Consider the following 26,116-nt stretch of genomic DNA (forward strand, 5'->3'; position numbering starts at 1 on the left):
ACGTGTCTGTCTTCGTAACGTCTTTCGCCGCTTTCTACAAAACGTATTGACATGTCATCACCGTGTCGACATTGTGTCGACACGTGGAGAAGATAATGGAGAAGGCAACGATGAAGGCGTTGATCGCAGGTGCCGCACTTGTGGGGGCCGCACAGGCCGCGCAGGCGGATAGCCGTCTGGGCGCGGTCCTGGAACGTGGCTCGCTTTTGTGCAGCGGCCACAACGGTAGCTTTCTTGGTTTTGCGGAAGTGGATGACAAGGGCACCTGGAAAGGTGTCGATATCGACCTGTGCCGTGCCCTGGCTGCCGGCCTGTTTGGTACGTCCGAGGGCAACCTCGAAATCGTTCCGATCAGCTGGGCGCAACGCTGGCCGGCATTGCAGTCGGGTGACATTGACGTGGTCATAAAGGTTTCGGGCTGGACACAAAGCCGCGATACCGAGCTGAACCTCTCCTATAGCCGCCCCTATTTCATCGGCGCCTTCCAGGCCATGGCACACGCGTCTCTGGGCGCCGAAACCATGGCCGATCTGGATGGCGGCACCCTGTGTGTTGCGGCCGGCACCTCGACCGAGCGTTCGGCAGCAGCCTATTTGGAGGCCAAGGGTATCGAGGCCGAGCTACTGACCTTTGAAAACGGAGACGAGCTGCGCAATGCCTACTACGAAGGCCGTTGCGACGGGCAGGTTGAATGGGCTCCCAGCCTGGCCGCCGGCCGTGTGGATGCGCCGGATGGTGCCGAGAACCATGTCATCCTGCCTGACGTGATCGACCTGGAAAGCGAAGGTATCATCGTACCCGAGGGCGACCCGGATTGGCTGGACGTCCAAAACTGGATGTTGTCGTCCCTGTGGTATGCCGAGGCAAACGGGATCACTTCGGAGAACGTGGACGAAATCCGCGCCAACCCGCCGACTGCGACGATCGAGAAATTCCTTGGCGTGACACCGGGCTATGGCGTGCGACTGGGAGTGTCGGATGACTGGGCCTACAACATGATCAAGGAAGTAGGGAACTTTGCTGAGATCTATGATCGCAACATCGGCAAGGATTCTCCCTACGGCCTGCCGCGTGGCGTGAACGCCCTCTATTCGGATGGTGGCGTCTTCTTCCCGATGATCATCGACTGATGATCTTTCCCAAGTGTGTGGCAGACAGAGTGCGTCTGCCACCAACGCTTTCCATCCACGTAGTTTTCGTCAGGAGAGCCGCCTCATGCCCGCGATCCTAAAGAACAGACGCATCCGCAGCAACGGATTCCAGCTGGCTTTCGTTGGCTCAATCCTGTTGATGATCGTGGTTTTTGTTACCACTGCCCAGACAAACCTCGCAGCGCAGGGTCTGACCTCAGGGTTCGGTTTCCTGCAACAATCAACCGGCTGGCGTATCAGCTTTTCGCTCTTCGAATACAGCACATCGTCACCCTATTGGCACGCAATCCTGGTAGGGGTGTTGAATTCGCTGTTCCTGGGGGCGATCACCTTGCCTGTTGCAACTATCTTGGGCATCGCCGTGGGGGTGATGCGGACGTCGGGTAATGGTATGGCCGAGCTGATCGGCGCCTCATTCGTCGAGATTTTCCGCAATATCCCGCTGATCCTGCAGCTGCTGTTTTGGTACACCTTGCTGTTGGCGCTGCCGTCGCCACGCGAGGCAACACAACTGTTTGGTGGCGTCGTCTTCACGGGGCGTGGCGTCTACGTACCCGGGCTGAATGTAACTGCCGGCTCTGTTTTCCTATCGGCGTTGATACTTCTCTCAGCGTTTGGGGCGGCAATTATTCTGCGATCAAAACGCTGGTCGCAGATCGACGGACCATACCCCATTCGTGAACGTCGTCTGTTGATAGCTGTGGCCGTTGTCGCCGCCGTTGTTGCCATGTGGCTGGGCCGAATTCCGGAGACCTCGCTTGTTAGCATCCCGGTGCAGAAGGGGCTGAATTTCAAAGAGGGTATCCGCATCTCGCCCGAACTGATGGCTTGTGTTATTGCGATTTCGATCTACGGCGCCGCTTATATTGCCGAGATTGTCCGGGCTGGATTCAACGCGGTCCCCAAAGGGCAGAGCGAGGCAGGCCACGCCTTGGGGCTGACTGGTTGGCAAATTTTCAGCCGCGTTCGACTGCCCTTGGCCATTCGTATCGTGATGCCGACGTTGATCAACCAATTCGTCTGGTTGTTCAAAGCGACGACCGTCGGTATCGCCATCAGTTTCACCGACTTCTTCATGGTGGTGTCGACCGCCATCAATCAGAGCGGTCAGACGCTCGAATTGATCGGCATCCTGATGGGGGGCTTCCTGATTATCAACTACTCGATCGCCTGGGTGCTGAACCGCGTCAACGACGCGATCAAGCTCAAGGGCACCCAACTAAGGATCTGAGGCATGACTATGACTGCTGAAACCGCTCCAGCCACTGTTCACATGCAAGAACCCGACCTGTTGCAGCGCATCAAGGCCAAGTACTTCGCAACGCGTATCGACGCAATTGTCTCCGTTGCATTCGGTGCGCTGGCCCTGTGGATCATCTGGTCTTTGCTAAACTGGGCCGTGTTTGATGCGACCTTCGGTGCCAACCGTGGGGATGTCTGCCGCGAAGACCTGCATGGTGGCGCCTGCTGGTCTGTGGTTTCAACACGCTGGCGGATTGTCCTGTTCGGCCTCTACCCCTTCGAAGAACAGTGGCGCTCGGGGCTTGCCAGCCTGGTCATGCTGGGTGTGGCCGTGCTGTCCTGCATCCCGTGGTTCTGGTCGACGCGCCGTCTCCCCATCCTTTGGCTGACCGGCTTTGCCATTTTCTATGTCCTGATGCGTGGCGGCTGGTTTGGGCTGGTAGAAGTGACCGAGCAGAACTGGGGCGGGTTGTCGTTGACCGTCTTCATATTTGCGGCTGTCAGCATTCTGGGCATGCCGCTGGCCATTGTCTTTGCCTTGCTGCGTCGGTCGGACCTGCCGTGGATCTCGAAGACAATGGCATTGATCATCGACACGATCCGCTCGCTGCCGCTGCTGTCCATCATGTTCACCTTCGCCATCGTGATGCCCTTTGTGCTTCCCGACTGGGCGATTGGGGGCAAGCTCTATCGTGTCATCGTGGGCTATGCGCTGTTCTTTGCGTGCTACCAGGCCGAGATCATCCGCGGCGGCATGCAAGCCTTGCCTGTCGGTCAGGAAGAGGCCGCAAAGGCTCTTGGCCTGAAGTGCCGGCACAGGATTGGATACATCGTCCTGCCGCAGGCCTTCCGCAATGCCCTGCCGCCGACGATCAACCAGTTCGTGATCACGTTCAAAGAAACCTCGCTTGTCACGATCATCGGGTTCTTTGACGTCATGGCTTCTGGCCGGGCGGCGTCAGGCACCGCCGATTGGAATTTCGCCGTCATCGAGATGTACGTTTTCGTGGGGCTGATCTTCTTTGTCTTCGTCTTCTCGCTGTCACGCTACGGCGCCTATCTGGAACGCCGCCTCGATACCGGCCGCCGCTGAAGGAGTTTTTACAATGACTGAACCTGCCATTCGCATGGAGGGTATGAACAAGTTCTACGGCGGCTTCCACGCGCTGAAGAATATTGACCTCGAGGTTAAGCCTGGCGAGAAAATCGTCGTGTGCGGTCCGTCAGGGTCCGGAAAGTCCACGATGATCCGCTGCATCAATCGGTTGGAAGAGCACCAATCTGGGCTGATCGAGGTCATGGGCACCGTTTTGGATGATGATGTCGATCACATCGACGAAATCCGGCGCGAAGCCGGGATGGTGTTCCAGAACTTCAACCTCTTCCCACATATGACCGTGCTCGACAATTGCACGCTCGCCCCGATGCTGGCGCGCATGATCGGACGGGCTGAGGCGGAAAAGACCGCCATGCAGTATCTTGAACGGGTCAAGATTCCTGATCAGGCGCACAAGTACCCTGGTCAATTGTCTGGCGGACAACAGCAGCGGGTGGCCATCGCGCGAGCGCTGTGCATGACGCCGGACATCATGCTATTTGACGAACCCACCTCGGCGCTGGACCCTGAGATGATCTCGGAAGTTTTGGACGTGATGGTCGGCCTCGCCGAAGAGGGCATGACCATGGTCTGCGTCACACATGAGATGGGCTTTGCCCGTCAGGTTGCCGACCGGGTGATCTTCATGGCCGATGGCGAAATCATCGAAGAGGGTGCGCCGGACCAGTTCTTCGACAATCCGCAGAACGAGCGCACGAAAACCTTTCTCAGCCAAATCGTCGGGCACTGAGCCCCGCCCAAAAGAAGGAATGTAAACATGAACTACAATGTGAAACTCTCGGGTGTGATGCCCGCTCTGGTCACCCCGTTCGATGCCGCGGGCAAGATTGATTTCGGGGCATTTGAAAAACTGCTGACTCATTTCCGGGACGCAGGCGTAACTGGCTGGGTGCCGAACGGATCGACAGGTGAATACTTCAGCCAGTCGACCGAGGAACGCCGCCAGGTTCTGCAATTCGTGAAGGACTTCGCCAACGACGACGAGATCCTGATTGCCGGTACCAACGCACCAGCTACGCGCGAGGTGATCGAGCAGACAGCCATGGCCAAGGAAATCGGCTATGACAACGTTTTGCTGGCCCCGCCCTTCTACACCCGCCCGACACAGGACGAGCTGATCAAGCACTATGAAACCGTGCTGGCCGAAGTCGATGTGAATCTGGTACTCTACAGCTACCCGGCAAAGGACGGCAGCGATATCAGCTTCGAACTGATGGATCACTTCGCCGACAAACCGCGTGTCATCGGCATCAAGGAAAGCTCGGGCGTACTGCAGCGAGCGATCGAAATCGCCACTCGCTACGAGGGCAAGATCCAGCTGATTTCCGGCTCGGACGATATCGCTTTGGACTTCATGTTCTGGGGCGCGGACAGCTGGATTTGCGGCCCGTCCAATTTCCTCGCCAAGGCCTGCTGTGATCTGGACCGCGCTTACAAGGTCGGCGAACTGGCCAAGGCGAAAGACATCATGGCCAAGCTGTATCGTGCGATGAACATCCTTGAGAGCGGCAAGTTCGTGCAGAAAATCAAGTATGGTTGCGAGCTGCAGGGCCTGCCGGTGGGCGAATGCCGTTCGCCTCTGGGTCCGTTGACCGACGAAGAGAAGGCCGCGCTGAAAGAGGCGTTGGAGCCGATCCAAGCCATGTGACCCTCGTGTTTGGGGTAGCTCCGGTCATCCCAAACCCATCATTCAAGGTGCGTGCCATGAGCACATCAACTGCAACAACCACAATTGTCGTCGGGGCCGGTGTGGTCGGCGCCGCCATCGCCTATGACCTGCAGAAGCGGGATCGAAACGTGACTTTGATCGACCGGGATGCGCCGGGTTCGGGTGCGTCGTTTGGCAATATGGCGTCGATTGCAGTGACCGAATTCATGCCGGTGGCGCGGCCATCCACGTGGAAACAAATCCCGGGCTGGATGATGGACCCGGAAGGACCGATCCGGGTCAGCCCGCGTTACATGCCGCGCCTGATCCCGTGGTTCATCCGCTTTCTCGCGGCCAGCCGCCCGTCAGCCGTCCGGCGATTGGAGGCAGCAGGGGCCGCCCTGTGCGAACGCTCGTTGGCAGATACACGGGTCCTGATGGCTGAAATTGGCGTCGAGAAGCAGTTGTCTCAAACGGGCTGCCTGTCTCTCTATGCCAATGAGGCAGAATTCCAGGCTGACCGCGAGCGCATCGACATGCTGGATCGGTTCGGGTTCGACTATGAGGTATTGGACGCAGCGGCCATACGTACTCTTGAGCCGGAGATCACCGATCAGATCACCAAGGCGGTTCTGTTGCCGGACAATCGAACCGTGGCCGATCCCAATAAGATCGTCGAGCGGCTGGTCGCGCGTTTCGAAGGCATGGGCGGCATTGTACGCCGCGCCGATGTGACCGGGTTTGAGCGCGGTGAGCGGATAGTTGGTGTTCGCTTGGGGGCTGAGGTTCTGCGTGCCGACGAAGTGGTCCTCTGCGCCGGAGCCTTCACGGCATGGCTGTCCAAAATGTTGAGTGAGCCTATGCCGCTTGAGACCGAGCGTGGCTACCACACCCAGATCATGGCACCGGGGATCAAGATGGCGCATTCCATTATCTGGCCTGCGAAAGCCTTCATGGTCAGCCCAACGGCAAATGGCATTCGGGTGGGCGGCACGGTTGAAATGGCGGGGTTGGATGCCGCTCCGGACTATCGCCGCTCCAAGGTCACGGTGCGGCGGGCGCGCGAGGCTTTGCCGAACCTGAAAGTAGAAGATTTCACCGAATGGATGGGCCACCGCCCGGGCTTTCCTGACACCATACCGGTCATGTCGGCCTCGGCCAAAACGCCGGGCGTGTTCTATGCGACAGGGCATGGGCATCTGGGGCTGACCTACGCTGCGACCTGCGCCCATCTGATGGGCGATCTGATCACCGGGGGGGTACCTGCGTTGGACATGTCCCCATATCGAATTGACCGTTTCTGAAGGAAGTCAAACCATGCAAAACCAACTGTTCATCAATGGCGTATGGGTTGCGCCCGCCTCTGGCCAGATGTTTGACGTGGTCGACCCGTCGGACCGGAAGGTGTTTCACCAGGTCGCCGCTGGCGGGGCCGCCGATGTGGACGCCGCCGTGCGGGCCGCACGCGCCGCTTTTGACCAGGGGCCCTGGCCGCGGATGAGCGGCGCCGCACGCGCCGCCATTCTGCGCAGAATGGGAGACGAGATCACGGCCCGCACCGATGAACTGGCCCGCATCGAAGTACGCGATAACGGCAAGCCCTTGCCCGAGGCTATCTGGGACATCGAGGACACCGCCGGGTGTTTCCACTTCTACGCGGACTTGGCTGAGCGGTTCGACAACAATTCGGTACAAGAAATCGCCCTGTCGATGGATGAGTTTACCTCCAAGGCTGTCAAGGAACCGGTAGGCGTGGCCGGGGCAATCATCCCGTGGAACTTTCCGATGCTCATGGCTGCCTGGAAAGTGGCGCCAGCCTTGGCCGCAGGGTGCACCATGGTTCTGAAACCTTCGGAACTGACACCGCTGACCGCGCTGGAACTGGGTGTGATCGCGCAAAAGGCGGGGCTGCCCGATGGTGTTCTGAATATTGTGACCGGTTTCGGCCCCGATGCTGGCCAACCGCTGACCGAACACCCGGGCGTCAACAAACTGGCCTTCACCGGGTCTGTCCCCACTGGATCGCGCATCATGGCCACTGCTGCGCAGGACATTAAAACCATTTCACTGGAACTGGGTGGAAAATCCCCGATGGTGGTCTTCGAGGATGCCGATATCGCCGAGGCGGTGGAGTGGATCCTGTTCGGGATTTTCTGGAATCAGGGCGAGGTCTGCTCTGCCACCAGCCGAGTTCTCATTCACGAGGATATCTACCCAGCTCTAATGGAGCGACTGGTAGAAGAGGCGCGTAAGATCAAGATCGGCCATGGGTTGAACGAGGGTGTTTTGCTCGGACCTCTGGTCAGCCAATCTCAGTATGAAAAAGTGCTTTCTGCCATTGAGATGGGCAAATCTGAAGCCACGTTGGTCACCGGTGGCGGCGTGCCCGAAGGGTTGGAACACGGTTGCTATGTCGAACCCACAATTTTCGCCGACGTTCCTACCGATACCTGGATCTGGAACGAAGAAATCTTCGGCCCTGTCGTTTGCATCCGTAAGTTTGCAGCCGAAGAAGAGGCCATAGACCTGGCCAACGACACGCGCTTCGGCCTTGGGGCGGCGGTTTTGTCCAATGATCTGGATCGTGCTGAACGTGTTGCCCGTGCATTCCGGGCCGGGATCGTCTGGATCAATTGCTCGCAACCCACCTTCACCGAAGCGCCCTGGGGCGGATACAAGCAATCTGGCATTGGGCGTGAACTAGGGGAATGGGGGTTCAACAATTACCTCGAGACAAAGCAAATCACGACCTATGACCGCTCCAAACCCTGGGGCTGGTACATCAAGGACTGACACATGGCGATGCTCGATGGGAAAACGGTCCTGCTGACAGGGGCCACGGGGCATATCGCCTATAGTACCAGCAAGGCCGCAGTGGTGGCCTTTACCCTGAACCTCGCCCGCGACTATGCGCCGGACGGCATCCGAGTGAACGCGGTGGCATCGGGCGAGGTGCGCACCCCGATGCTGGAAAGCAACTTGGCACGGACCGGGTGCGGCCTCGACGACCTCACCGCACTGGTTACCTATGGCCGTATCGGCGAGCCCGAGGAAATTGCCGCGCTGACCGCCTTCTTGGCTTCGGATGAGGCGGGCTACCTCTGCGGCTCGGTGGTCGAGATCACCGGGGCCCAGGCCGTCGCGTAGAAGCAGAAAGAGAGGACATCATGCGCTGGAAACGCACACTGCAAACCGTCGACGTTCACTGTGCCGGTGAGATTGGTCGGGTCGTCACCGGCGGTGTCTTGGACATCCCTGGTGACACGATGGCGGCCAAGCTGGCCTACATCAACGAAGTTGATGACGGATTGCGCCGCTGGCTCTGCTCCGAGCCGCGTGCAGCGGCAAACCACTCCTTTGTGCTGATCCCGCCCGCCTGCCATCCGGATGCCGACTTCGGAATGATGGTGCTTCAAAAAGATCAGGCTCACGCAATGTCGGGGTCGAACTCGATGTGCGCCGTCACGGCCATTCTGGAGACCGGCATGATGGAAATGGCCGAGCCCGAAACAGTGGTGACGCTGGATACGGCGGCCGGGTTGGTGAAAGCCACGGCCACATGCAAGGACGGCAAGGTTACGGGTGTGAGCCTGGACATGCCGCCATCCTTCGTTGCGATTGCCGATGGAGAAGTCGATACACCGGAATGGGGCCGTGTGAAATATGATCTGTGCTACGGTGGTGTGTTCTACGCGCTAGTAGATGTGGATCAGATCGGGTCGAACATTGCTCCAAAGAACGCGCGTGAGCTGGCGGAAAGAGGGGTTGTGTTGCGCGATATGATCGCCGCACAGACGGATATCGCGCACCCCGAAATTCCAGAAGTACATGGACTGGCCTACGTCATGTTCCGGTCCCGCGACGAGGATGGGGCCGTGCGCACCTGCACGACGCTGAAGCCGGCCCGCGCCGACCGTTCGCCTTGTGGGACAGGCACCAATTCCACCATGGCCCTATTGCATGCCAAGGGTGAGATCACGACGGGAGAAAAGATCACAACTCGATCGATCATCAACGGGGAATTCAGCGCTGAGTTGATTGGTGAGGCACAGATTGGTCCCTACCAAGGTAGCCGCGTGCGGGTGACAGGTCAGTGCTGGATTTATGGCATGTCACAGATCGGGCTTGACCCGAGCGACCCGTTCCCAAGCGGTTTTATCCTTTCCGACACCTGGGGAGGGTGACTTCGTGAAGCTGGGATTCATTGGAACCGGAGTCATCACCGAGGCAATTGTGCGGGGACTTTTGCGCGCAAATTACCTGGCATCCGAGATCCTTGTTTCCAGCCGGCCCCTTGAAATCTCCGCTGGGCTGGCTCAACTGTCCCCGTTGGTGCGCGTTTGCGAAGAGAACCAGACCATCGTGGACGAGGCGGAGATGTTGTTTCTTGCTGTCCGTCCTCAGCATGCCGAAGATGTGCTGACATCGCTGACGATCGGCCCTGACCGGCAAATTGTCAGCCTGATCGCCACGATCCCGATAAACCGTATTAGGGAATGGACCCATCCCGATGCTCAAATCTGTCGGGCCATTCCGCTGCCATCGGTTGCGGATTTGGCCGGGGTGACAGCGATTTTTCCTTCCGCGCCAAAGGTGGAAGAGCTGTTTGATGCTCTGGGCACGGCAGTTGCAGCCAGAAAAATTGAGGCTTTCGATGCCTACGCAGTCACCAGCGCGATGATGGGGCTGTACTATGGTTTGTCCGAGGCTGCGGCCCAGTGGTTGTGTAGCCCGGGCACCAGCTGCGAAGGTGCCCGGGCCTATCTGGCGGGGATGTTTCAGGGGTTGGCGGATACGGCAACCCAGGCGTCAGGAGAGAGTTTCGAAGAGTTGCGGTTGCGGCATACGACACCAGGTGGGCTGAATGAACAGCTGTTCCGGACATTTCTCGAACAGGAAGGTGGCAATGCGCTGAATAGGTCCTGCGACAGTGTTGCAAAGCGCATTCGGGGCATGCACTAAAACTGATCTCACCCTCGAGCCTGTCTTGACGGAGTTCAGCTCTGCGCAATCAGCCAATCGCGGACAACGGCGACCAGTGCGGGGTTGCGGGGGGCTCTGGGGGCCACAATGTAGAACCCTTCATCGGTTGTTAGTGAATGAGCAAAGGGTTGGCACAGGCGCCCAGCTTCCAGCTCGTGGCTGACAAGCGCGTGATTGGTGAGGGCCACACCTTGGCTGGCAATGGCCGCATCGATTGCCAGTGATGTCTGGTTGAAGTTCATCGTCCTCATGTCCGGTGCGGGACTGTCGTGCATTGCGGCCTCGAGGAACAGCGGCCACCAGCCATGAGCGTCCTCCAGCAGAACATGGTGGTGAAGGTCATCCGGAGCCCGGATCGGCTGGGGGCCCTCTGCCAACTCTGGATGACAGACCGCGATCACCTCTGAGCCGAACAACGGGTCCGCCACCAGCCCCGGACCGAAAGGCGGCTTCCCTTGCCGGATAGCGATATCCACACCGTCGGTCTGGAAGTTTGACAGCGCTGGAGAGGCATCCAGCCGAATGCGGATGTTCGGATGCTCTTCGGAGAAGACACCGAGCCGAGGCACCAGCCACCTTGTTGCGAATGAGGGGGTGGTACTAATGGTGACAACAGCATCCGTTGGGGCGAGGTTTTCTGTTGCTTCTGCAATCATGTCAAAAGCGCGACGAACAGGCGGAAGGTAACGCCGCCCTTCATCGGTTAAGGACAACCCACGTGCGAGGCGGTTGAAAAGCTTGATATTCAGAAGATTTTCAAGGGAGCGCACCTGTTGCGCCACTGCCCCTTGTGTCACCCCAAGTTCTTCGGCGGCAATCCTGAAATTGAGATGCCGACCAGAGGCTTCAAAAGCCTTCAGGGAATTCAGGGGAGGCATGTCGCGCATCGAAAGGCTCCAAAGGTTGTAGTATTTCTATAGGGTTAACGCAGAATAACTGATTGGTCAAAACGGTGTCGATGACACACCTTGGAAACAAGAAAGAACTCATCAATTCCCGAGGAGAAAAAATATGGCCGACAAAAAAGTAGCAATCATCATGGGCGGCGGCAGCGGCATGGGGGCCGACAGTGCGCGTCGCCTTGCGGCCGACGGTTTCAACGTTGCGATCCTGTCCTCGTCCGGTAAAGGCGAAGCACTGGCCAAGGAACTGGGCGGAATCGGTGTAACCGGAACAAACAAGTCCAGCGAAGACATGCAGAAATTGGTCGACGTGGTAATGGAGAAATGGGGGCGCATTGATGTGCTGGTCAATTCGGCTGGTCACGGTCCGCGTGCACCCGTTCTCGAAATTAGCGATGAAGATTGGCATGAAGGCATGGAAGTCTATTTCCTGAATTCCGTGCGCGCCACCCGCATTGTCGCGCCGGTCATGATCGAACAGAAATCGGGCACCATCATCAATATTTCGACCTTCGCGGCATTCGAGCCCGATCCAGTCTTTCCGACCTCGGGTGTTATGCGCGCTGGTCTGGCCGCCTACACCAAGCTGTTCTCGGACAAATACGCCACCGACAATGTACGTATGAACAACGTGCTGCCAGGTTTTATCGACAGCCTGCCCGAGAACCCGGACTTTCTGGCGAAGATCCCGATGGAACGCTACGGCAAATCCTATGACGAAATTGCGGCCACCGTGGCCTTCCTCGCCTCCGAAGGCGGAGCCTATATCACTGGCCAGAACATCCGCGTCGATGGTGGCATCACCCGCTCGGTTTAAGGCGGAATTCAAAGGATCCATTACATGACGATGAAACCCACCTCTCACGATGGGCTGTTCAAGATCGACCTGCCGCAGATCGATACCAGCCCGAAACATGATTACTATGACGTTGTCATCATCGGCGGCGCGACCATGGGGGCCTGTACTGCCTGGTTCCTGGCTTCGAACCCTGACTTCAAAGGGCGCGTCCTGATCGTTGAGCGCGACAAGAGCTATCTACAGGCGCAAACTGCAGCCTCTAACAACTGTATGCGTCAGCAGTTTGCCAACCCGATCAACGTGAAGATTGGCCAATACGCAGCGGAGTTCGTGCGTAACTTCCGCGAAAACCTCGGTGGCGACCCGTCAGTGCCGGAGCTGACCATCCGCAACTTTGGCTATCTGTACTTGTCCGACGGACCGGAACTGACCAAGGTACTGGAACGTGACCAATCCGTTCAGGAAGAATGTGGCGCGGGAACGAAAATGGTCACGCCTGAGGAAATCGCGGCTGATTATTCGTTCTACAATCTGTCCGACATCGTAGCCGGCAGCCTCAACACCGTCGATGAGGGTTACTACAACGCGCCGCTGATGGTGGAATGGTTGCTGCGCAAGTCCATTGAGAACGACGTCGAATATGTCGAGAACGAAATCACTTCCATCGCCCGTGAAGGCGACAAGGTGACCAGCGTCACTCTTGCATCTGGTGAAACGGTGAAGGTCGGCCATGTGGTTAACGCTTCGGGCACCCGCGCCGGACAAGTTGCCGAGATGGCGGGTCTGAAACTCGATATTCAACCCAAGCGTCGCTACACCTTTATCTTCAAGGCGAAAGAGCCGCTTGACCGCGATCTGCCGCTGACCATTGATCCGACCGGTGTGCATTTTCGCCAGTTCGGTGACGACTACCTGGTAGGGTGCCCGCCGCTGGGCGCAGATTCGACCGTAGGTGTTGAGGATTTCAGTGCCGAGGAAACAATCTGGGAAGACAAGGTGCATCCGATCATCTCGAACCGGATCCCGCAGTTCAAAGATGTTGAAGTCATCGACTTCTGGATGGGGCATTACGACTTCAACACCTTTGACTACAATGTGGTCATCGGGCCGCATGACGAGGTGTCGAACTTCCACTTCACGAACGGGTCTTCGGGTCACGGCTCGCAACAGGGTCCTGCTGTAGGGCGCGGTGTTGCGGAACAGATCATATATGGCGAGTTCCGCAGCATAGATTTGTCGCCCTTCCTCTATGAACGCTTCGCCAAAGGTGAGCGGGTCATCGAGCGCGCTGTGATCTGACTGAAACGGTGGGCGCAGGCAGGTTGTGCCAGCGCCCTCACTCTTGACAGGGGCGACGGCATGGCCGGATACTGGATTGTCAAAGGTGGAGCCGTGAAGGACGAAGCTGCCCTCATGGCCTATAGCGACCTCTTCGCACCAATTGCGCAACGCTACGGCGTAGAAATCATCGCCGGGAAAGGACGTGTCGAAGAAGTGGAAGGGCGCAGCTTTCCGCGCCAGTTCATCCTGAAGTTTGAAAGCTTTGAGGTCGCCAAAGCCTGTTATGAGGATCCCGAGTATCAGGAATCCCTGCAACTCGCAGCAAAAGCCTATGATCGGGAAGTCTCCATTCTGGATGGCGCGTGACGTTCTGCCAACTCTTTCAGGAAATCAGCACATGCAACATCATGACGTAGAGGCTGCTGCTTGGCAAAACCTCGAAGATGCAGCGGATGATCCCCGGTCCGGCTATCGGTATCTAACTTTATGCTCCGTAAATGCGGATCTTGCGCCCCAGGCCCGGACTGTCGTGTTGAGGTGTGTTGATTGCAGCTTTCGGGTGCTGGAGTTTCATACCGATATTCGCAGCCCCAAATGGGCAGAGTTGACGTCCAACCCTCAGGCCTCAGTGCTTGGCTATTGCCCTGAAACGCGTACGCAGTTGCGTCTCTTCGGAAGGATCACCCTTTTCCCGAGTGGCACCGATCGCGCTGAACAAGCCTGGCAAACCCTGCCGCCCTGGACGCGAGGCACCTATTCCGGTGGGCCACCGGGGGACGAACGGGCTTTCGAGGCCCGTCCTGAGAACGTAGTCCATTCAGGGAATGTTGGTGGCAACCAGGCCTTTGGTGTAGCCTCTTTCGAGCGACATCCCTGGACTGGTTCCAATTGCAAAGGCAGGACAACCGGCGCGCCAAGTTCTGTTATGACGAAACCGGCGCGCTTGTTTCCGGCCGGTGGATCAATCCGTAAATACCTTCATGCCCAGTCTTTGATCAGGTGGGTCAAAGCTGCTCCGGTTTCGTAGTGAGCATGGCGTAGCCCCGCAAAGGGCATGGTGTGGTCAGTGACCGGAGTGACGGGCGGTCCGGAAAAGTCCTTGTTCACAAGTGCCTGCGCTATTTGCTTGCCAAAAATCGTACCGGGGCCGATTGTCCGTGGTCAAATAAAATGGGACTTCAGAGCGGCTTGAGCATTGGAGGCTCTGGTTCGGTTGCGTGAATGATTATGCTGCCTGTTTTTGATGTTGCAATCGGCGCTGTCGGATCGTCAACTTCTTGATCTTCTCCCGTTCTCTGAGAATGGCTTTGTCCCTTCCGAAGCAGACGTCGGCGGGTGTGACGTTGCTCAGGCTCTCATGGTAGCGCTGGTTGTTGTAGTAGTCGACGAAAGCCCCGATCTGGCGTTCAAGATCGCCGGGGAGGTAGTAGTTTTCCAGCAGGACCCGGTTTTTCATGGTCTGATGCCAGCGTTCAATCTTGCCCTGGGTTTGCGGGTGGAATGGTGCTCCGCGCAAGAAGAAGAGGTGATCATCTATAGGGGAGGATCATCTCCCCCACCTCATATATAGGCCCGTAAGGAGGAAGAAGCTTAAGGGTCCCAGAATAGAGCACCTAAAGGTCACCCCCCTGATCACCGCTCTACCTGCATTCAGGAAGCCACCAGAAGACCGCCTCAGAGAGCCCCTATGAGCCCGAAACACGCCAGTTAGGCACAGGGGCATTTCTAGGGGCACTTTGCCTGTCTGGGGGCAATCAACCGTCTTAGATTATTCAGTGAGAGGCCGATGGCTGTGCACCCAGTCTCGAGCTAGCCAGTCTCGCCGCGAAATTCCCTGTTTAACAGGGAAAGAACAGGGAAAATCAACAAAACCGGCAGGGTTTTCAGTCTCCCCTTGAAAATTGTTTCCGAAAGTCAATCCCTTGTGGGGAAATTCCCTAAGTACGCTATCAGGGAAATTTCACAAGGGTATCAGGGAAAAGTTGGAGGCAAACAGAGAAGTGAATGGCGAGTTTTAAAGCCACTGCCAACCAGCCGATCTGTCGGGAAGTTCCGTAAGCAGGCATTCATGCAACGCGCAGCGTTCGACAGCAATGAGCCCAATCTGTGAGTTTGTTTTTTGTGCTGCGAGCGAACGCAGCGCGTCAAAACGCTGCGCTGCCGAATTTCACTCGCTGCATGGCAGAGAAGAATGCAGCCCTTCCGGCAGGCCGCAGCAAATCTGAAACCTCGCATTCACACACTGCGGGACCTTGCTGCCATTCGCTGGGGGTGCATAATTTCCGCTGCGGTCGCGAAGGCTTTCGGAGGAAGGGCGGAATGCGAACCTTCTGTGCAAGTGCGAGATCTTATGGGTTCACCTGTGGAAGCTGACATTCCCACATTCTTTTGGGCCAGCTGATTTCTGCAAAGCCGCAAGGCAGCAAAGAGCCCATTTTGCCGAGCGGGCAGTTGCAGCATTTCGCAGACGCAGAGAAATCGCGCGAGAAAGACCGGCCCTTACCAGACATTCAGCTATGTCGTGGCAAGCGTCCGCTATAGCCTTAAACTGCAAGATCCGTTGCTCGCGTTAGATTTTGGATCTGGGCGCTTTACGAGCCACATTTTCACGACCTAAGTGATCTATGAGGAAATCCATAAACACGCGAACTTTGGCGGAAACGACATTGCTTTTCGGGTAGATCAGCCAAAGTGCCGGTTTGTTTGTTAACTCATAGTCGGGCAACACACGCGTCAACGTTCCGTCTGCAATTTCCTTTTGTACTGCCCAGAGTGAGTTGATGGAAATGCCAGCACCGTCGAGCGTCGTTAGTTTTTGGGTCAGCCCATCGTTCAGGATCAGGTAATGGGCAGAGTTCTTGGGATCGAACAGGGCATGCGTACCTGCGCTGGAGACCAGCGTCTTTGGTTCCGTATCTTTGAATGCGATCAATCGATGTATTGCCAGTTCTTCCGGGTCAGTCGGGGTGCCATAGCATTCAAGGTAGGCTGGCGAGGCGCACAGGATACGCGTATCGTCCGCCAGCTTGCGTGCGGTGAGGCTGCTATCCGCAAGAACCGAGTTGCGCAGCGCCAGATCGTAGCTGCCCTCGATGAGATCAAACTGCGAGTCCGACAGGTGTAAATCGAGCCGAAGGTCTGGGTATTTGTCCATAAATGTCGGCAAAAGCGGCGCCAAGTAAAGCTGGGCAAAGGTGCTGGGCGCTGCGAAGCGAAGGGTTCCGCTGACCTTGGTGCGGCCCTTGCCAAGGGCGGCAAGCGCGGCTTCCTCCTGGGCGATCATTTCGCGCGCGTAGGGCAGAAAGTCTTGTCCTTCCAAAGACAGAGTTACTTTGCGGGTTGATCGGTGTAACAGGTCTGCGCCGACAAGACGCTCTAACTTCGCAATACGTGTGCTCGCAACAGCAGGCGCCATGCCGAGCGTGCGGCCCGCCGCGCTGATGTTCAGTGTTTCGCAGGCTAGAACAAAAAGGCGCAGGGTCTGAATGTCCATGTCGTTTACTTTTTCGGAATACTGAAATCAAACCTACCTTCTTTATATAACTTTTAGAAGTGATAAATCTGGTTGCGAGACGACCACAGGAGCACCCAATGGCCCAGATCGCGACCGTAAATTACCATGTCCATAAACCTGAACGGCAGTCTTTTGAGTTGGATGCTGGCGGGATAGTCGGCGAACCTGATTTCGCCCGAGCTTGCGCCAAGGCAGATGGCGGTGCGGGATGTGCGCAGGTCTGAGGCTGGTCTGTCGTTCGAGGGGAACTCTGTCGGCTTCACGACATTTCCTACCGATGTGCAGTTCTTCGTCGCTGGAATGGATTGGCAGGACACCTACGACAAGGAGCTGTCCAAACTGCTGACCTCTGAAATCGGCGCGCAGGAAGTCATAGTCTTTGACCATACCGTGCGCGTGGATGATCCAAATGCAGACCGTGCACCGGCCCGCAATGTGCACAGCGACTACAGCGCTGATGGGGCCAAGAGACGTCTAGTCGACATTTTGGGTGAAGATAAGGCCGCAGAATGGTCCAAGGGGCACTTCGCATTTATCAACCTTTGGCGACCCATTGGCGCGGCGATCAACTCCGCTCCGCTGGGGTTTATCTGCCCGTCCAGTGTTGCCGATGATGATTGGATCCTGCTCGATTTGATATATCCGGATCGCAAGGGGCAGATCATGGGAGTCGCGGCAAACCCTGATCATGATTGGCTATATTTATCCAAAATGACTCCTGATGAGATAGCATTCTTCAATATCTTCGACAATCGCGGCCTGCCGTCAATCGCCCACAGTGCCTTGGACATGGTTGAGGACCCAAACATTCACACCGTCCGGCGCAGCATCGAAAGCCGAACTTTGGTTCGTTACGCGGCCTAACTCCCAAAGCTGGGATCAACACAGAGAGATCATCCAATGACCAAGACAATTCTTATCACTGGCTCCACCGATGGTATCGGCCTTCTGACCGCTCAAACCCTTGCCGCTGAAGGACATACAATCCTTCTGCATGGTCGCAACGCGGCCAAGCTTGAGGCGGCGGCGAAAACTGTCGCAGGCACAACAGAGCAATATATAGCTGACCTATCGAACCTGCCTGATGTGCATGCGCTGGCGGAGAGCATCCGGGCAAAGCACAGCCAGATTGACGTGATTATCAATAATGCCGGTATCCTCAAGGCTCCGAACACCATGACCAAAGATGGCTATGATATCAGGTTTGTGGTGAACACCTTTGCTCCCTATGCGCTGACGCGTGACCTGCTACCGATCCTCGCAAAAGAGGGCCGTGTCGTGAACCTGTCCTCGGCTGCGCAGGCGCCGGTTGATCTGGAGGCTCTGCTGGGACGCAAAAAGCTGGACGATATGGGCGCCTATGCCCAAAGCAAACTGGCCATCACAATCTGGTCCCGCGAGATGGCAAAGGAGCTGCCTGAGGGCCCCGTGATTGTCGCCGTGAACCCGGGATCCTTGCTCGCCTCGAAAATGGTCCAAGAAGGCTTTGGCATTGCCGGGAATGATCTGAGCATCGGCGTGAAGATCCTGCGCGAAGCCGCATTGGGGGCCTCCTTTGCAGATGCCAGCGGCAAGTATTTTGACAACGACAGCGGGCAGTTCGCTCAGCCACATGCGGCTGCGCTGGATGCGGCTCACAGCGCCGATGTGATGCAGGCCATCCAGGATGTGCTGACCCTGCAGCCCTAAACAGAAAAGGTCCGGCTGATACCGGGCCTTTGCCCCAGCCCCCCTTCAAAACCAATGCAATCCGCCAGAGCATTCTGCGCGGCCCCAAGAAAGGCAGCCCAATGAAATATGAGAACTTCATCACATTTGATGTCAAAGTCGAAAACGCAATCGCCACCGTTACCTTTGATTTTGGGACAGTGAATGTGCAGGGCCAGGAAATGCTGGCCGATCTCAACAGTCTTGCCATGCGGTTGGAACGTGACCGCGACACCAAAGTAGTCATCTTTCAATCGGCTAACCCAGAGATCTGGGTCTGTCACTATGACACTGAACTTCTGAAAGACATGTCCACCGAGGCCGTGTCGCGCGAAGAGGCGCAACTGCTTGATCTGCAGTCGGTCTGTGAGCGCATCAGCAGGGTGCCTCAGGCCACGATTGCCAAGCTGGAAGGCTTTGCGCGCGGTGGCGGGCACGAGTTGGCGCTGGCGCTCGACATGCGCTTTGCTGTGCGTGGCAAATATAAATTCATGCAGATGGAAGTCGGTATGGGCATTCTGCCCTGCGGCGGCGGCGCATCCCGTATGGCCCGTCAGACAGGTCTCGGGCGTGCCTTGGAGATCATCCTGAGCGCACGGGATTTCAGCGCTGATGAGGCCGAAGCTATGGGTACGATCAACAAGGCCTTTGAGGCGGATGAGATTGACGATTACGTCAACACGCTTGCCAATCGCATTGCCAAGTTCCCGGCTGACTCGATCAATGCCTGCAAGCAGATGGTTTATGAATCGATCGACCAACCAATTGAAGACGCCCTGAAGGCCGAGGCCTATTGGCTGTATCAAGCAACCAGCAAAACGAATGCCGTAAAACGCTTTGCCATCGCGGATGAGCAGGGGCTGGAGCATGACATCGAAAACCAGCGCAACTGGAACAGCTTGGTCATGGAAGTCCAGGATATCCAATAGCAGCCACCCCTAGCAGGGCATCCCAAGTCATGCTTGGGATGCCCATCGGGTCACTTCCCCACAAACCTTAAACCAGCCCAAGGGGTCAGGTTTCTTTTAACGAAAGACGCAGACCAAACAGGCTGCGCGACAGTCACGAGGAGTGACATGAGATGATACAAACTTCACTTGAACGCGCGCGCTCGCTCAAACGACCCACGCGCGAAGAGATGCTGCACAGGACGCCTACAGTCCAACAGTTCTGGAACCAAAACAAAGACCTGCTTGAGGGGGCCTGGAAGGAATGGGAGGGCGGCGATGCGCTGAAATCCATTCTGGACAGCAGCCTGTATGACTCCAGACTGCGCGCAGCCGTCGAGCAGGCCTGGCAAGATCCAAGCACAGAGATCGCGGTAAAAGAACTGTGGGAAGAGGTCTTCCCCGGCGTTTATGAGGCGCAGTTCTTTGATCCCGCACGACTCGCGGCCCTACGCGACTACCTTGAAAGTGTCGCCGCCGCTGAGATCCCACTGCGCCCGCCCTATGGGATTTCGCTGAACCGTGGGGGCGCGATGCTGGACAGCCGTTCACCAGGCTACCTCGCCGCGCCGGGTTTTCAGAGCTTCTACCGCAACCTCATGGAGGCTTACATGCGGCCAATTTCGCGGCTGCTGTTCCCAGATATTGTCGGCTATGACACCCAGACCTTTGGGTTTTCTATCCAATGGCAGGCGGATGCGGACACCTCCTTGCGGGCCCATACCGATGCCTCCTCTGTCACGCTGAATCTCAACCTGAATCTGCTCGGAGAGGAGTTCTCTGGATCTGGTGTGAGGTTCTTTGATCGAGAAACCCGGCAGGTCGCGGAGCTGAGCTTTGCCCCTGGTAAAGCGCTGATCCATCATGGCAGCGTGCCCCATGAATCCATGCCGATTACCAAAGGGGAGCGATCCAACCTTGTGCTCTGGCTCTATGGAGATCAGGGGCAGGTGCCCCGCTTTGGTGGCCATCAGGCAGAGATTGATGCGAAACAGCGCTGGAGCGTGTCGACAACACCAAAGGACGGTTTTTCCCCGTTTTAGGGCCAGCCACGCGCCATTAAGGACAGTTTATGAGGTCCCCCAAGGCGGGTGGCCCTCTTAGACTGTCAGGGACGCCGCATCACATTATATGTAAAATCGGAAAACTGAACTTAGATTTGGGCCAATTTACCCCCTTTCATAATTCTATATTTCCTGCACATCACTTAGTCTTCAGGATGTGCAAAATGAAAGCCATGACCATCACCGCCTACGGCGAAAACGCAAAATTCGAAGCCGCCGATCTGCCCACGCCAGTGCCGACCTCCGGCCATGTTGTGGTGCGCATTGCGGCCAGCAGCGTGAACACAGTGGATACAATGATCCGCGCATTGGGCAGTGATCTGCCGCTCTCTCCCGCTCTGCCTGCGGTATTGGGCATGGATTTTGCCGGAGTCATTGAGGTCGTTGGCGAAGGCGTGAACGAATTTGCCGTTGGTGATGAGGTCTACGGCTGCGCCGGCGGACTGGCCGATCTACAGGGCGCATTGGCCGAATTCATGCTGGCTGACGCCCGACTGATCGCCCACAAACCTAAATCCATCTCGATGCGCGAAGCCGCAGCCATGCCTCTGGTTGGCATCACGGCCTACGAAGGGCTTGAACGCGCAGGTATCGCGGCTAGCCAAAAGGTTCTGGTACAGGGTGGCGCAGGTGGTGTTGGTCATCTTGCTGTGCAACTGGCCAAACACTTTGGCGCGGATGTCTATGCCACTGGCACGGGCGGCACTCAGATGGATGTGATAAAAGGATATGGTGCGACACCAATTGATTTCGCTGCTGAAAAGATCACCGATTATGTGGCAAAATACACAGATGGCGCGGGTTTTGATCTGGTCTTTGATACAGTTGGCGGCGCCAACATGACCAATTCCTTCGAGGCCGCAGCGCTCAACGCCAATATCGCCTCAACCGTTGGGCTGCTGGAAATTGACCTGTCGCCAGCACATTTCAAAGGCCTGTCGCTGCACATCGTATTCATGCTGTTGCCCATGCTGAGCAATCAGGGCCGCGAAGAGCATGGCGCGATTTTGGCCGAGCTGGCGAAAATTGTAGACGCAGGCGCATTGAAGCCTTTGCTGGATAGCGAGGTATTTGGTCTCGATAATGTCAGCGGAGCCTATGACCGCCTGACAAGCGGAAAGGCCATCGGCAAGGTTGTCATTGACGTCTAACCAAACGGGATGCTTGCATGGGCGGTTGCCAGGCGAAAGCGCAGTGGCAACCGCTCTATAAGTCTTAGGGGCCATACAACAACGCGGAAGATGATGATCCGATTTGGGATACTCCCAGGAGAGCGAGCCCGAAAACCAACTCTCCGCGCCTCCGAAAAGGGCGTATTACTCCCCGGAACAAACCTTTATGCAGTCCGCGGCGAAAGTCGGCAATCCGCTCTTCCTTTAGAACTTCTCGCGACCGCGGCGTAGTTTGAGCAACTGCAGCGAACGGCAGGAAGGTCCGCGATGTGTGAATTCGCCGCTACTGAAATCACGCGGGTGCAGCGAAAGTCTGAAATGACAGTCTGCACCGCAGCGGTGGAGGGGAATGACCAACGACAGCTTCTCTAATTGGATGTTTGGGTCAAGCTCGTTTTCTTTGTTTTGTTGGGGCGATTGTCGCTCATCCGGGTCACGCTTCTCTTCGCAGTCCGTGTGATGCCTTATTGGTATCGCTGCACGCATGTGTCGGATTGGCAGTGGAGAGCCTTGCTTAGAGACGCGCGTCTCGTTGCGCAGCAGCCATTTTCGGCTTCATCCACGAACCTCGTCCGGTGAGGGACGACCCCGTTCAGATTGTGTTTCGAGCGTTTCAGATCATGCCGTGCCCTCCACCTTTTCCGAACGGAACTCTGTGCCATCTGTCCACATGCGGTGCAGCAAAACGGCCAATTTGCGGGCGACGCAACAACTGCGCGCCGCCGACCCTTTGTGCGCATCAATCGCATTCCCCAGGTTTTGATCTGTGACCCGGCCATCGTGCGCATGAGCAGTGCGTTTGCTGCCGCGTACAGAGTTGCGCGAACATCTCTGTCACCCGCCTTTGATATTCCGCCGGGGTTATCATGTTCACCCGACTGGAAATGGCGCAGTGTCAGTCCAAAATGTGCGGCCACTGTGCGAGATCGCTTGAAGCGGTCAGGATCATCGACAGCCGCCTTGAAGGTCAGCGGATGCCGCGGATGCTTCTTTCGTTTCCGTTACTCAGTCTTTCAACACGGCGACCAGCATGGGGCGGCTTACACTGAATGTTCTATTGAGCTTTGCCCAGTTTGAGCGTGAGGTCACCGCCGAGCCCATCCGCGACAAGATCGCAGCGTCTAAACGCAAGGGGCTTTGGATGGGTGGGAGTGTCCCGCTCGGCTACCAGGCAGATGGCCGAACGCTGAAGGTCGATGAGAATGAAGCGGACACGATCCGAGAACTGTACGGGCTCGATCTGACGCTTGGCAATATCCGGGACGTCAAGGAGCGTGCCGAAGACCTTGGCCTTAGATCCCGCAGCCGCGAGCGGGCAGGCGGGCGCGTGACAGGCGGCAAGGCTTTCGACCGTGGCCACATCCATCACATCCTGAGCAACCCGATTTATGCCGGGCGGATCCAGCACAAGGGTCGGGTCTATAAAGGCCAGCATCAGGCGATCATTGAAACGGGTCTGTGGGAACAGGTCCAGCAGATGCTACAGGGCACAGCATCAAAGACACGCGGCAGCAGGCAAAAGGCAACCACCTCTCCTCTGGCTGGAAAACTCTTTGATGAAACCGGTGATCGCCTGACCCCCAGTCACAGCCGGAAGAACGGCAAACGCCTGCGGTACTACATCTCTCACCGCCTTGTGAAAGACCGCAGTCAGAAGCATCCGGATGCCTGGCGTTTGCCGGCAGAACAGCTGGAGGGGCTGATAGCGGATCTGGTCAGGCAGCACCTGAGCCAACCCGACGCCGCAACGTCGATTGCGCAGAACAGGACTGCGCCGGAGATGCTTTCAGCAGCAGAGAGATTGAAGGGCATCCAGAATGCAGCAGATTGTTTTGCACTGGTTGAGCGGGTGGACCTGCGGCCGGGCGAACTGACAGTGCAGCTGGAACCGCGCTTACTTGCCAAATGCCTTGGCTGCAACCTGGAGCAGATGAATCAGGCGGGACTGATCCTGGTGGCGCCGTTTCAGATGCGCCGCCGCGGTGTGGAATTGAAGCTGCACCTGGGAGGGCGTTGTTGCAGAACTCTGATCGCTAAGGATTCACAACACGAATCCATGAGGTTAGACGGGGCAGATGAGCAAGCCCGCACCTGCCCGCTATTGCACGACGAATTGGTCCAGTTACAACGATGCGCTCAGGAAGCGCGGTTCGCTCCTGATCTGGCTGGACAAAGAGATGACCTGGCTCGCGCCGCATGAAGGGCGGGCTGGGCGCCCGCCGGTCTTCTCGAACGCGGCGATCCAGTTCTGCCTGTCGATCAAGGTTCTGTTCAAGCTGCCCCTCCGGCAGACCGCCGGGATGGTCGCCAGCCTTTTGCACCTGGCGGGGCTGGACTGGCCCGTTCCTGATTTCTCTACGCTGTGCCGTCGACTGAAAGCGCTGGCCGTCCAGATCCCGTATCGCCGCGCCGATGGGCCACTGAACCTGCTGGTTGACAGCACCGGGATCAAATTCCTTGGCGATGGCGAGTGGCAGGCCCGCAAGCACGGCGTTCAGGGGCGGCGCCAATGGCGCAAGGTGCATCTTGCGATGGATGCTGCCACGTCTGACATCCGTGCTGTCGAATTCACCCCCAGCCGCGACGGCGACAGCCCGGTCCTGCCGGAACTGCTCGATCAGATTCCGAAGGGCGAAGAGATCAGCAGCGTGACCGCAGACGGAGCCTATGACACGCGCCGTTGCCACTCCGCCATCATCGAGCGTGGTGCCGCCCAGATTATCCCTATCCGCAAGAATGGCCGGCCGTGGAAAGAAAACTGCCCGGCTGCACAGGTCAGAAACGAAACCTTGCGCGCCACCCGGCACTACGGCCGGGCCTTCTGGAAACGCTGGACGGGATACCACGCCCGGAGCCGGGTCGAGGCAAAGATGCGCTGCTTGAAAGCATTCGGCGAGCGCATCGCCGCTAAAGACCCTGACCGCCAAACCGCCGAAATCCACATCCGCATCGCCCTCATCAACCGCTTCAATGCACTCAGCGCCGCCGAGATCGTCCGCGTCGCCTAAGGTCAGAGGGGAAAGGGGTAGTCAGGCCTCAAGAAGGAGTTCTGCAACAACGCCGATGAGTTCCCTCATCGATCTTCGGGAGCGGGTGGCTGGAAGCGGGCCGGTGGCCGCCTCATCCAGCCTCATACCGCCAACAACCGGGGTAGCCGAGCGAGATTTCCTGCGGCGAGTGTGAGAATGAAACGGGATCGCACTCGTTCGACGCCGCGATAGAGGGTCTGGGACATGCCGCCAACGGTCTTGGCCCAGCCAAACGCCTCCTCGATCCTCTTGCGGTGCTTCTGGGACAGGGCATAGCCTTTGTGCCTGGTTGTGCGCCCGTCGATTGCTGAATGCCGCGCCTTCCTGGCGACGTGTAGGGTGACGCAGGCCTGGCGGAGATCCGCGACGAATTCGGCCGCATCGTACCCCTTGTCGGCACCCAAGGTCAGTTGCCGGGTCGATCCGGGGGAATGGCAGTGCAGCATGTCCAGCGCGGCCTTGCGCTCGGCGCGGCCGTCAGCGCGGGTCAGGTCGCCTTGAACAACCAGCCCGTGCCGGTTCTCCATCAGCGCATGCCCCATGAAGCACCGCACCGCACCTGTGCCCGCGGATTTCTTATAGAGCCGTGCATCCGGGTCGGTGACCGAAGCATGGGTCGCATTCGAACGCTTCTCGCCTTTGAAGTTGATCTCGGCATTGCGGCTGCGGCGAGTGGCGTGGGGCATTGGAGCGGTCTCAGGTTCGGTCTGGGCGGGCTGTATGGCGGGGTTAACAGACGTCGGGGGCGGGTCGTCCGGGCCATCATCGCCGGGCCGCGTGTCCGCTGCCTTCGGCTGGAAGCTCTTCATCGACGCCCAGGCCTTGACCAGCGTGCCATCGACCGAGAAATGCTCGTCCGACAGGAGCGGCGCGACCTCGCGATGCGCCAGAATTGCCGCCATCACCTTGCGCGACATATCGGCTGTCAGCAGCCGGTCGCGGTTCTTGGTGAACACGGTCGGTACCCACACCGGATCGTCGATCCCGAGGCCCACGAACCAGCGGAACAGCAGGTTATATCGCATCTGTTCCATCAACTGCCGCTCGGAGCGGATTGAGAACAGGATTTGGATCAGGCTCGCCCGGATCAGCCGCTCCGGCGGGATCGAGGGGCGGCCGAAATCGGTGTAGAGCGCCTCGAAATCGGCATCCAGACTGGCCAGCGCATCGTTGACCACCTGCCGGATCTTCCGCAGCGGGTGCCGCGCGGGGATGCGCTCTTCCAGATCGACATAGCTGAAAAGCGATCCGCTCGCTTCGTCCGTCCCGCGCATCATCACCCCCGCCGAAATTGTGCTCAGGATGAATCATGTTCCTCAGACCGCGTCGAGAGCCGACTTCTTCAGCGGCCTGCTAAGTCAGAAGCCACCTGCTTGCGCGTCAGCCCACTGGTCAGTGCTATGCGCACTGCATCCTGGCGGAATTCGTCCGTCCGTTTCGTTCCCATAGTTCGTCTCCTTTGCCGCAATAAATGCTATCAAAGGAGCGGCATTAAACCGCGACACGTCCACTTGTCTCGACTCAGCAATTGCCCGGTACTACTCTCTGGACTAGCGGCGA

The 26,116-nt window shown here is 57.6% G+C and carries 24 protein-coding genes and 3 pseudogenes; 22 read left to right on the forward strand and 5 right to left on the reverse strand.

Annotation, left to right across the window (positions count from 1 at the left end):
- The first annotated feature begins 95 nt into the window (after positions 1-95).
- From AQUI_RS0112990 to AQUI_RS0113035, 10 genes are all read left to right on the forward strand, one after another.
- Complete coding sequence (locus AQUI_RS0112990; RefSeq protein WP_035919952.1) at positions 96-1,130, forward strand: transporter substrate-binding domain-containing protein; 1,035 nt, start codon at positions 96-98, stop codon at positions 1,128-1,130.
- Positions 1,131-1,215: 85 nt separating this feature from the next.
- Positions 1,216-2,382, forward strand: coding sequence for an amino acid ABC transporter permease (locus AQUI_RS0112995; protein WP_027257901.1), 1,167 nt, complete (start codon positions 1,216-1,218; stop codon positions 2,380-2,382).
- 60 nt (positions 2,383-2,442) lie between these two features.
- On the forward strand, positions 2,443-3,486 hold the full coding sequence (locus tag AQUI_RS0113000; RefSeq protein ID WP_211236014.1) for an amino acid ABC transporter permease: 1,044 nt from the start codon (positions 2,443-2,445) through the stop codon (positions 3,484-3,486).
- A 13-nt stretch (positions 3,487-3,499) separates the two neighbouring features.
- Complete coding sequence (locus tag AQUI_RS0113005) at positions 3,500-4,240, forward strand: amino acid ABC transporter ATP-binding protein (RefSeq protein WP_027257903.1); 741 nt, start codon at positions 3,500-3,502, stop codon at positions 4,238-4,240.
- Between the two features lie 27 nt (positions 4,241-4,267).
- Positions 4,268-5,158, forward strand: coding sequence for a 4-hydroxy-tetrahydrodipicolinate synthase (gene dapA / locus AQUI_RS0113010; protein ID WP_211236015.1), 891 nt, complete (start codon positions 4,268-4,270; stop codon positions 5,156-5,158).
- A gap of 56 nt (positions 5,159-5,214) precedes the next feature.
- On the forward strand, positions 5,215-6,462 hold the full coding sequence (locus AQUI_RS0113015) for an NAD(P)/FAD-dependent oxidoreductase (protein WP_027257905.1): 1,248 nt from the start codon (positions 5,215-5,217) through the stop codon (positions 6,460-6,462).
- Positions 6,463-6,475: 13 nt separating this feature from the next.
- Positions 6,476-7,951, forward strand: a complete 1,476-nt coding sequence (locus AQUI_RS0113020; RefSeq protein WP_027257906.1) for an aldehyde dehydrogenase family protein — start codon at positions 6,476-6,478, stop codon at positions 7,949-7,951.
- A gap of 3 nt (positions 7,952-7,954) precedes the next feature.
- A complete protein-coding gene (locus tag AQUI_RS27880) occupies positions 7,955-8,305 on the forward strand; it encodes an SDR family NAD(P)-dependent oxidoreductase (protein WP_084294380.1) in 351 nt (116 codons plus the stop codon).
- A gap of 20 nt (positions 8,306-8,325) precedes the next feature.
- Positions 8,326-9,342 (forward strand): proline racemase family protein, encoded by a 1,017-nt coding sequence (locus AQUI_RS0113030; protein ID WP_027257907.1) that lies wholly within the window; start codon positions 8,326-8,328, stop codon positions 9,340-9,342.
- Positions 9,343-9,346: 4 nt separating this feature from the next.
- Complete coding sequence (locus AQUI_RS0113035) at positions 9,347-10,120, forward strand: pyrroline-5-carboxylate reductase (protein ID WP_027257908.1); 774 nt, start codon at positions 9,347-9,349, stop codon at positions 10,118-10,120.
- 35 nt (positions 10,121-10,155) lie between these two features.
- Here the strand turns inward: AQUI_RS0113035 and gcvA are convergent, their stop codons facing one another.
- Positions 10,156-11,028 carry a transcriptional regulator GcvA gene (gene gcvA / locus AQUI_RS0113040; RefSeq protein ID WP_051371891.1) on the reverse strand — a complete coding sequence of 291 codons (873 nt, stop codon included), beginning with the start codon at positions 11,026-11,028 and terminating at the stop codon, positions 10,156-10,158.
- Between the two features lie 124 nt (positions 11,029-11,152).
- On the opposite strand from gcvA, the gene AQUI_RS0113045 reads away from it, so the two are divergent.
- The 4 genes from AQUI_RS0113045 to AQUI_RS32470 are packed head-to-tail and all read left to right on the forward strand — an operon-like array spanning position 11,153 to position 14,150.
- Complete coding sequence (locus AQUI_RS0113045; RefSeq protein ID WP_027257910.1) at positions 11,153-11,860, forward strand: SDR family oxidoreductase; 708 nt, start codon at positions 11,153-11,155, stop codon at positions 11,858-11,860.
- A 24-nt stretch (positions 11,861-11,884) separates the two neighbouring features.
- A complete protein-coding gene (locus tag AQUI_RS0113050) occupies positions 11,885-13,141 on the forward strand; it encodes an NAD(P)/FAD-dependent oxidoreductase (RefSeq protein ID WP_342665587.1) in 1,257 nt (418 codons plus the stop codon).
- A 60-nt stretch (positions 13,142-13,201) separates the two neighbouring features.
- Positions 13,202-13,489: a DUF1330 domain-containing protein gene (locus AQUI_RS0113055; RefSeq protein ID WP_027257912.1), complete on the forward strand. Its 288-nt coding sequence runs from the start codon at positions 13,202-13,204 to the stop codon at positions 13,487-13,489.
- A 31-nt stretch (positions 13,490-13,520) separates the two neighbouring features.
- Positions 13,521-14,150 carry a pyridoxamine 5'-phosphate oxidase family protein gene (locus AQUI_RS32470; RefSeq protein ID WP_211236016.1) on the forward strand — a complete coding sequence of 210 codons (630 nt, stop codon included), beginning with the start codon at positions 13,521-13,523 and terminating at the stop codon, positions 14,148-14,150.
- A 198-nt stretch (positions 14,151-14,348) separates the two neighbouring features.
- Here the strand turns inward: AQUI_RS32470 and AQUI_RS27885 are convergent.
- Positions 14,349-14,639: pseudogene (locus tag AQUI_RS27885) on the reverse strand (integrase core domain-containing protein); the annotation flags it as partial.
- A 1,053-nt stretch (positions 14,640-15,692) separates the two neighbouring features.
- Positions 15,693-16,616: a LysR family transcriptional regulator gene (locus AQUI_RS0113065; protein ID WP_027257913.1), complete on the reverse strand. Its 924-nt coding sequence runs from the start codon at positions 16,614-16,616 to the stop codon at positions 15,693-15,695.
- A 98-nt stretch (positions 16,617-16,714) separates the two neighbouring features.
- Between AQUI_RS0113065 and AQUI_RS31945 the strand changes: the two genes are divergently transcribed.
- The 6 genes from AQUI_RS31945 to AQUI_RS0113090 all read left to right on the forward strand — a co-directional run bounded on the left by AQUI_RS31945 (position 16,715) and on the right by AQUI_RS0113090 (position 21,506).
- Entirely contained in the window at positions 16,715-16,861 is a 147-nt protein-coding gene (locus AQUI_RS31945) for a hypothetical protein (protein WP_245596916.1), read from the forward strand.
- Complete coding sequence (locus AQUI_RS27890) at positions 16,833-17,501, forward strand: CmcJ/NvfI family oxidoreductase (RefSeq protein ID WP_245596917.1); 669 nt, start codon at positions 16,833-16,835, stop codon at positions 17,499-17,501. The genes AQUI_RS31945 and AQUI_RS27890 overlap by 29 nt, the downstream gene beginning before the upstream one ends.
- A gap of 36 nt (positions 17,502-17,537) precedes the next feature.
- Positions 17,538-18,326, forward strand: a complete 789-nt coding sequence (locus AQUI_RS0113075; RefSeq protein WP_027257914.1) for an SDR family NAD(P)-dependent oxidoreductase — start codon at positions 17,538-17,540, stop codon at positions 18,324-18,326.
- A 101-nt stretch (positions 18,327-18,427) separates the two neighbouring features.
- Positions 18,428-19,273, forward strand: a complete 846-nt coding sequence (locus AQUI_RS0113080) for an enoyl-CoA hydratase/isomerase family protein (RefSeq protein ID WP_027257915.1) — start codon at positions 18,428-18,430, stop codon at positions 19,271-19,273.
- A 152-nt stretch (positions 19,274-19,425) separates the two neighbouring features.
- The gene (locus AQUI_RS0113085) at positions 19,426-20,334 is read left to right on the forward strand and encodes a 2OG-Fe(II) oxygenase family protein (RefSeq protein ID WP_027257916.1); all 909 of its coding nucleotides are present in this window, start codon (positions 19,426-19,428) and stop codon (positions 20,332-20,334) included.
- 29 nt (positions 20,335-20,363) lie between these two features.
- Positions 20,364-21,506: a zinc-dependent alcohol dehydrogenase family protein gene (locus tag AQUI_RS0113090; protein WP_245596918.1), complete on the forward strand. Its 1,143-nt coding sequence runs from the start codon at positions 20,364-20,366 to the stop codon at positions 21,504-21,506.
- A 639-nt stretch (positions 21,507-22,145) separates the two neighbouring features.
- Here AQUI_RS0113090 and AQUI_RS29975 read toward each other — a convergent pair.
- Positions 22,146-22,510: pseudogene (locus AQUI_RS29975) on the reverse strand (transposase); the annotation flags it as partial.
- Between the two features lie 47 nt (positions 22,511-22,557).
- On the opposite strand from AQUI_RS29975, the pseudogene AQUI_RS31950 reads away from it, so the two are divergent.
- Together AQUI_RS31950 and AQUI_RS0113100 are read left to right on the forward strand one after the other, a co-directional pair.
- Positions 22,558-22,956: pseudogene (locus AQUI_RS31950) on the forward strand (recombinase family protein); the annotation flags it as partial.
- Between the two features lie 646 nt (positions 22,957-23,602).
- Positions 23,603-24,535, forward strand: a complete 933-nt coding sequence (locus AQUI_RS0113100) for an IS5 family transposase (RefSeq protein WP_027257918.1) — start codon at positions 23,603-23,605, stop codon at positions 24,533-24,535.
- Between the two features lie 122 nt (positions 24,536-24,657).
- On the opposite strand, the gene AQUI_RS0113105 is transcribed toward AQUI_RS0113100, so the two are convergent.
- The gene (locus AQUI_RS0113105; protein ID WP_027257919.1) at positions 24,658-25,830 is read right to left on the reverse strand and encodes an IS5 family transposase; all 1,173 of its coding nucleotides are present in this window, start codon (positions 25,828-25,830) and stop codon (positions 24,658-24,660) included.
- Between the last annotated feature and the right edge of the window lie 286 nt (positions 25,831-26,116).

It is taken from the genome of Leisingera aquimarina DSM 24565 (assembly GCF_000473165.1).
Taxonomy (GTDB): domain Bacteria; phylum Pseudomonadota; class Alphaproteobacteria; order Rhodobacterales; family Rhodobacteraceae; genus Leisingera; species Leisingera aquimarina.

Coding starts and splice junctions, on each gene's coding strand:
- dapA (WP_211236015.1), top strand. CDS start 4,268: ATGAACTACAATGTGAAACTCTCGGGTGTGATGCCCGCTCTGGTCACC.
- AQUI_RS0112995 (WP_027257901.1), top strand. CDS start 1,216: ATGCCCGCGATCCTAAAGAACAGACGCATCCGCAGCAACGGATTCCAG.
- AQUI_RS0113055 (WP_027257912.1), top strand. CDS start 13,202: ATGGCCGGATACTGGATTGTCAAAGGTGGAGCCGTGAAGGACGAAGCT.
- AQUI_RS0113065 (WP_027257913.1), bottom strand. CDS start 16,616: ATGGACATTCAGACCCTGCGCCTTTTTGTTCTAGCCTGCGAAACACTG.
- AQUI_RS0113085 (WP_027257916.1), top strand. CDS start 19,426: ATGATACAAACTTCACTTGAACGCGCGCGCTCGCTCAAACGACCCACG.
- AQUI_RS0113105 (WP_027257919.1), bottom strand. CDS start 25,830: ATGCGCGGGACGGACGAAGCGAGCGGATCGCTTTTCAGCTATGTCGAT.
- AQUI_RS32470 (WP_211236016.1), top strand. CDS start 13,521: ATGCAACATCATGACGTAGAGGCTGCTGCTTGGCAAAACCTCGAAGAT.
- AQUI_RS0113080 (WP_027257915.1), top strand. CDS start 18,428: ATGAAATATGAGAACTTCATCACATTTGATGTCAAAGTCGAAAACGCA.
- gcvA (WP_051371891.1), bottom strand. CDS start 11,028: ATGCGCGACATGCCTCCCCTGAATTCCCTGAAGGCTTTTGAAGCCTCT.
- AQUI_RS0113090 (WP_245596918.1), top strand. CDS start 20,364: ATGAGGTCCCCCAAGGCGGGTGGCCCTCTTAGACTGTCAGGGACGCCG.
- AQUI_RS0113030 (WP_027257907.1), top strand. CDS start 8,326: ATGCGCTGGAAACGCACACTGCAAACCGTCGACGTTCACTGTGCCGGT.
- AQUI_RS0113015 (WP_027257905.1), top strand. CDS start 5,215: ATGAGCACATCAACTGCAACAACCACAATTGTCGTCGGGGCCGGTGTG.
- AQUI_RS27880 (WP_084294380.1), top strand. CDS start 7,955: ATGGCGATGCTCGATGGGAAAACGGTCCTGCTGACAGGGGCCACGGGG.
- AQUI_RS31945 (WP_245596916.1), top strand. CDS start 16,715: ATGGCCCAGATCGCGACCGTAAATTACCATGTCCATAAACCTGAACGG.
- AQUI_RS27890 (WP_245596917.1), top strand. CDS start 16,833: ATGGCGGTGCGGGATGTGCGCAGGTCTGAGGCTGGTCTGTCGTTCGAG.
- AQUI_RS0113045 (WP_027257910.1), top strand. CDS start 11,153: ATGGCCGACAAAAAAGTAGCAATCATCATGGGCGGCGGCAGCGGCATG.
- AQUI_RS0113005 (WP_027257903.1), top strand. CDS start 3,500: ATGACTGAACCTGCCATTCGCATGGAGGGTATGAACAAGTTCTACGGC.
- AQUI_RS0112990 (WP_035919952.1), top strand. CDS start 96: ATGGAGAAGGCAACGATGAAGGCGTTGATCGCAGGTGCCGCACTTGTG.
- AQUI_RS0113075 (WP_027257914.1), top strand. CDS start 17,538: ATGACCAAGACAATTCTTATCACTGGCTCCACCGATGGTATCGGCCTT.
- AQUI_RS0113050 (WP_342665587.1), top strand. CDS start 11,885: ATGACGATGAAACCCACCTCTCACGATGGGCTGTTCAAGATCGACCTG.
- AQUI_RS0113020 (WP_027257906.1), top strand. CDS start 6,476: ATGCAAAACCAACTGTTCATCAATGGCGTATGGGTTGCGCCCGCCTCT.
- AQUI_RS0113100 (WP_027257918.1), top strand. CDS start 23,603: ATGAGCAAGCCCGCACCTGCCCGCTATTGCACGACGAATTGGTCCAGT.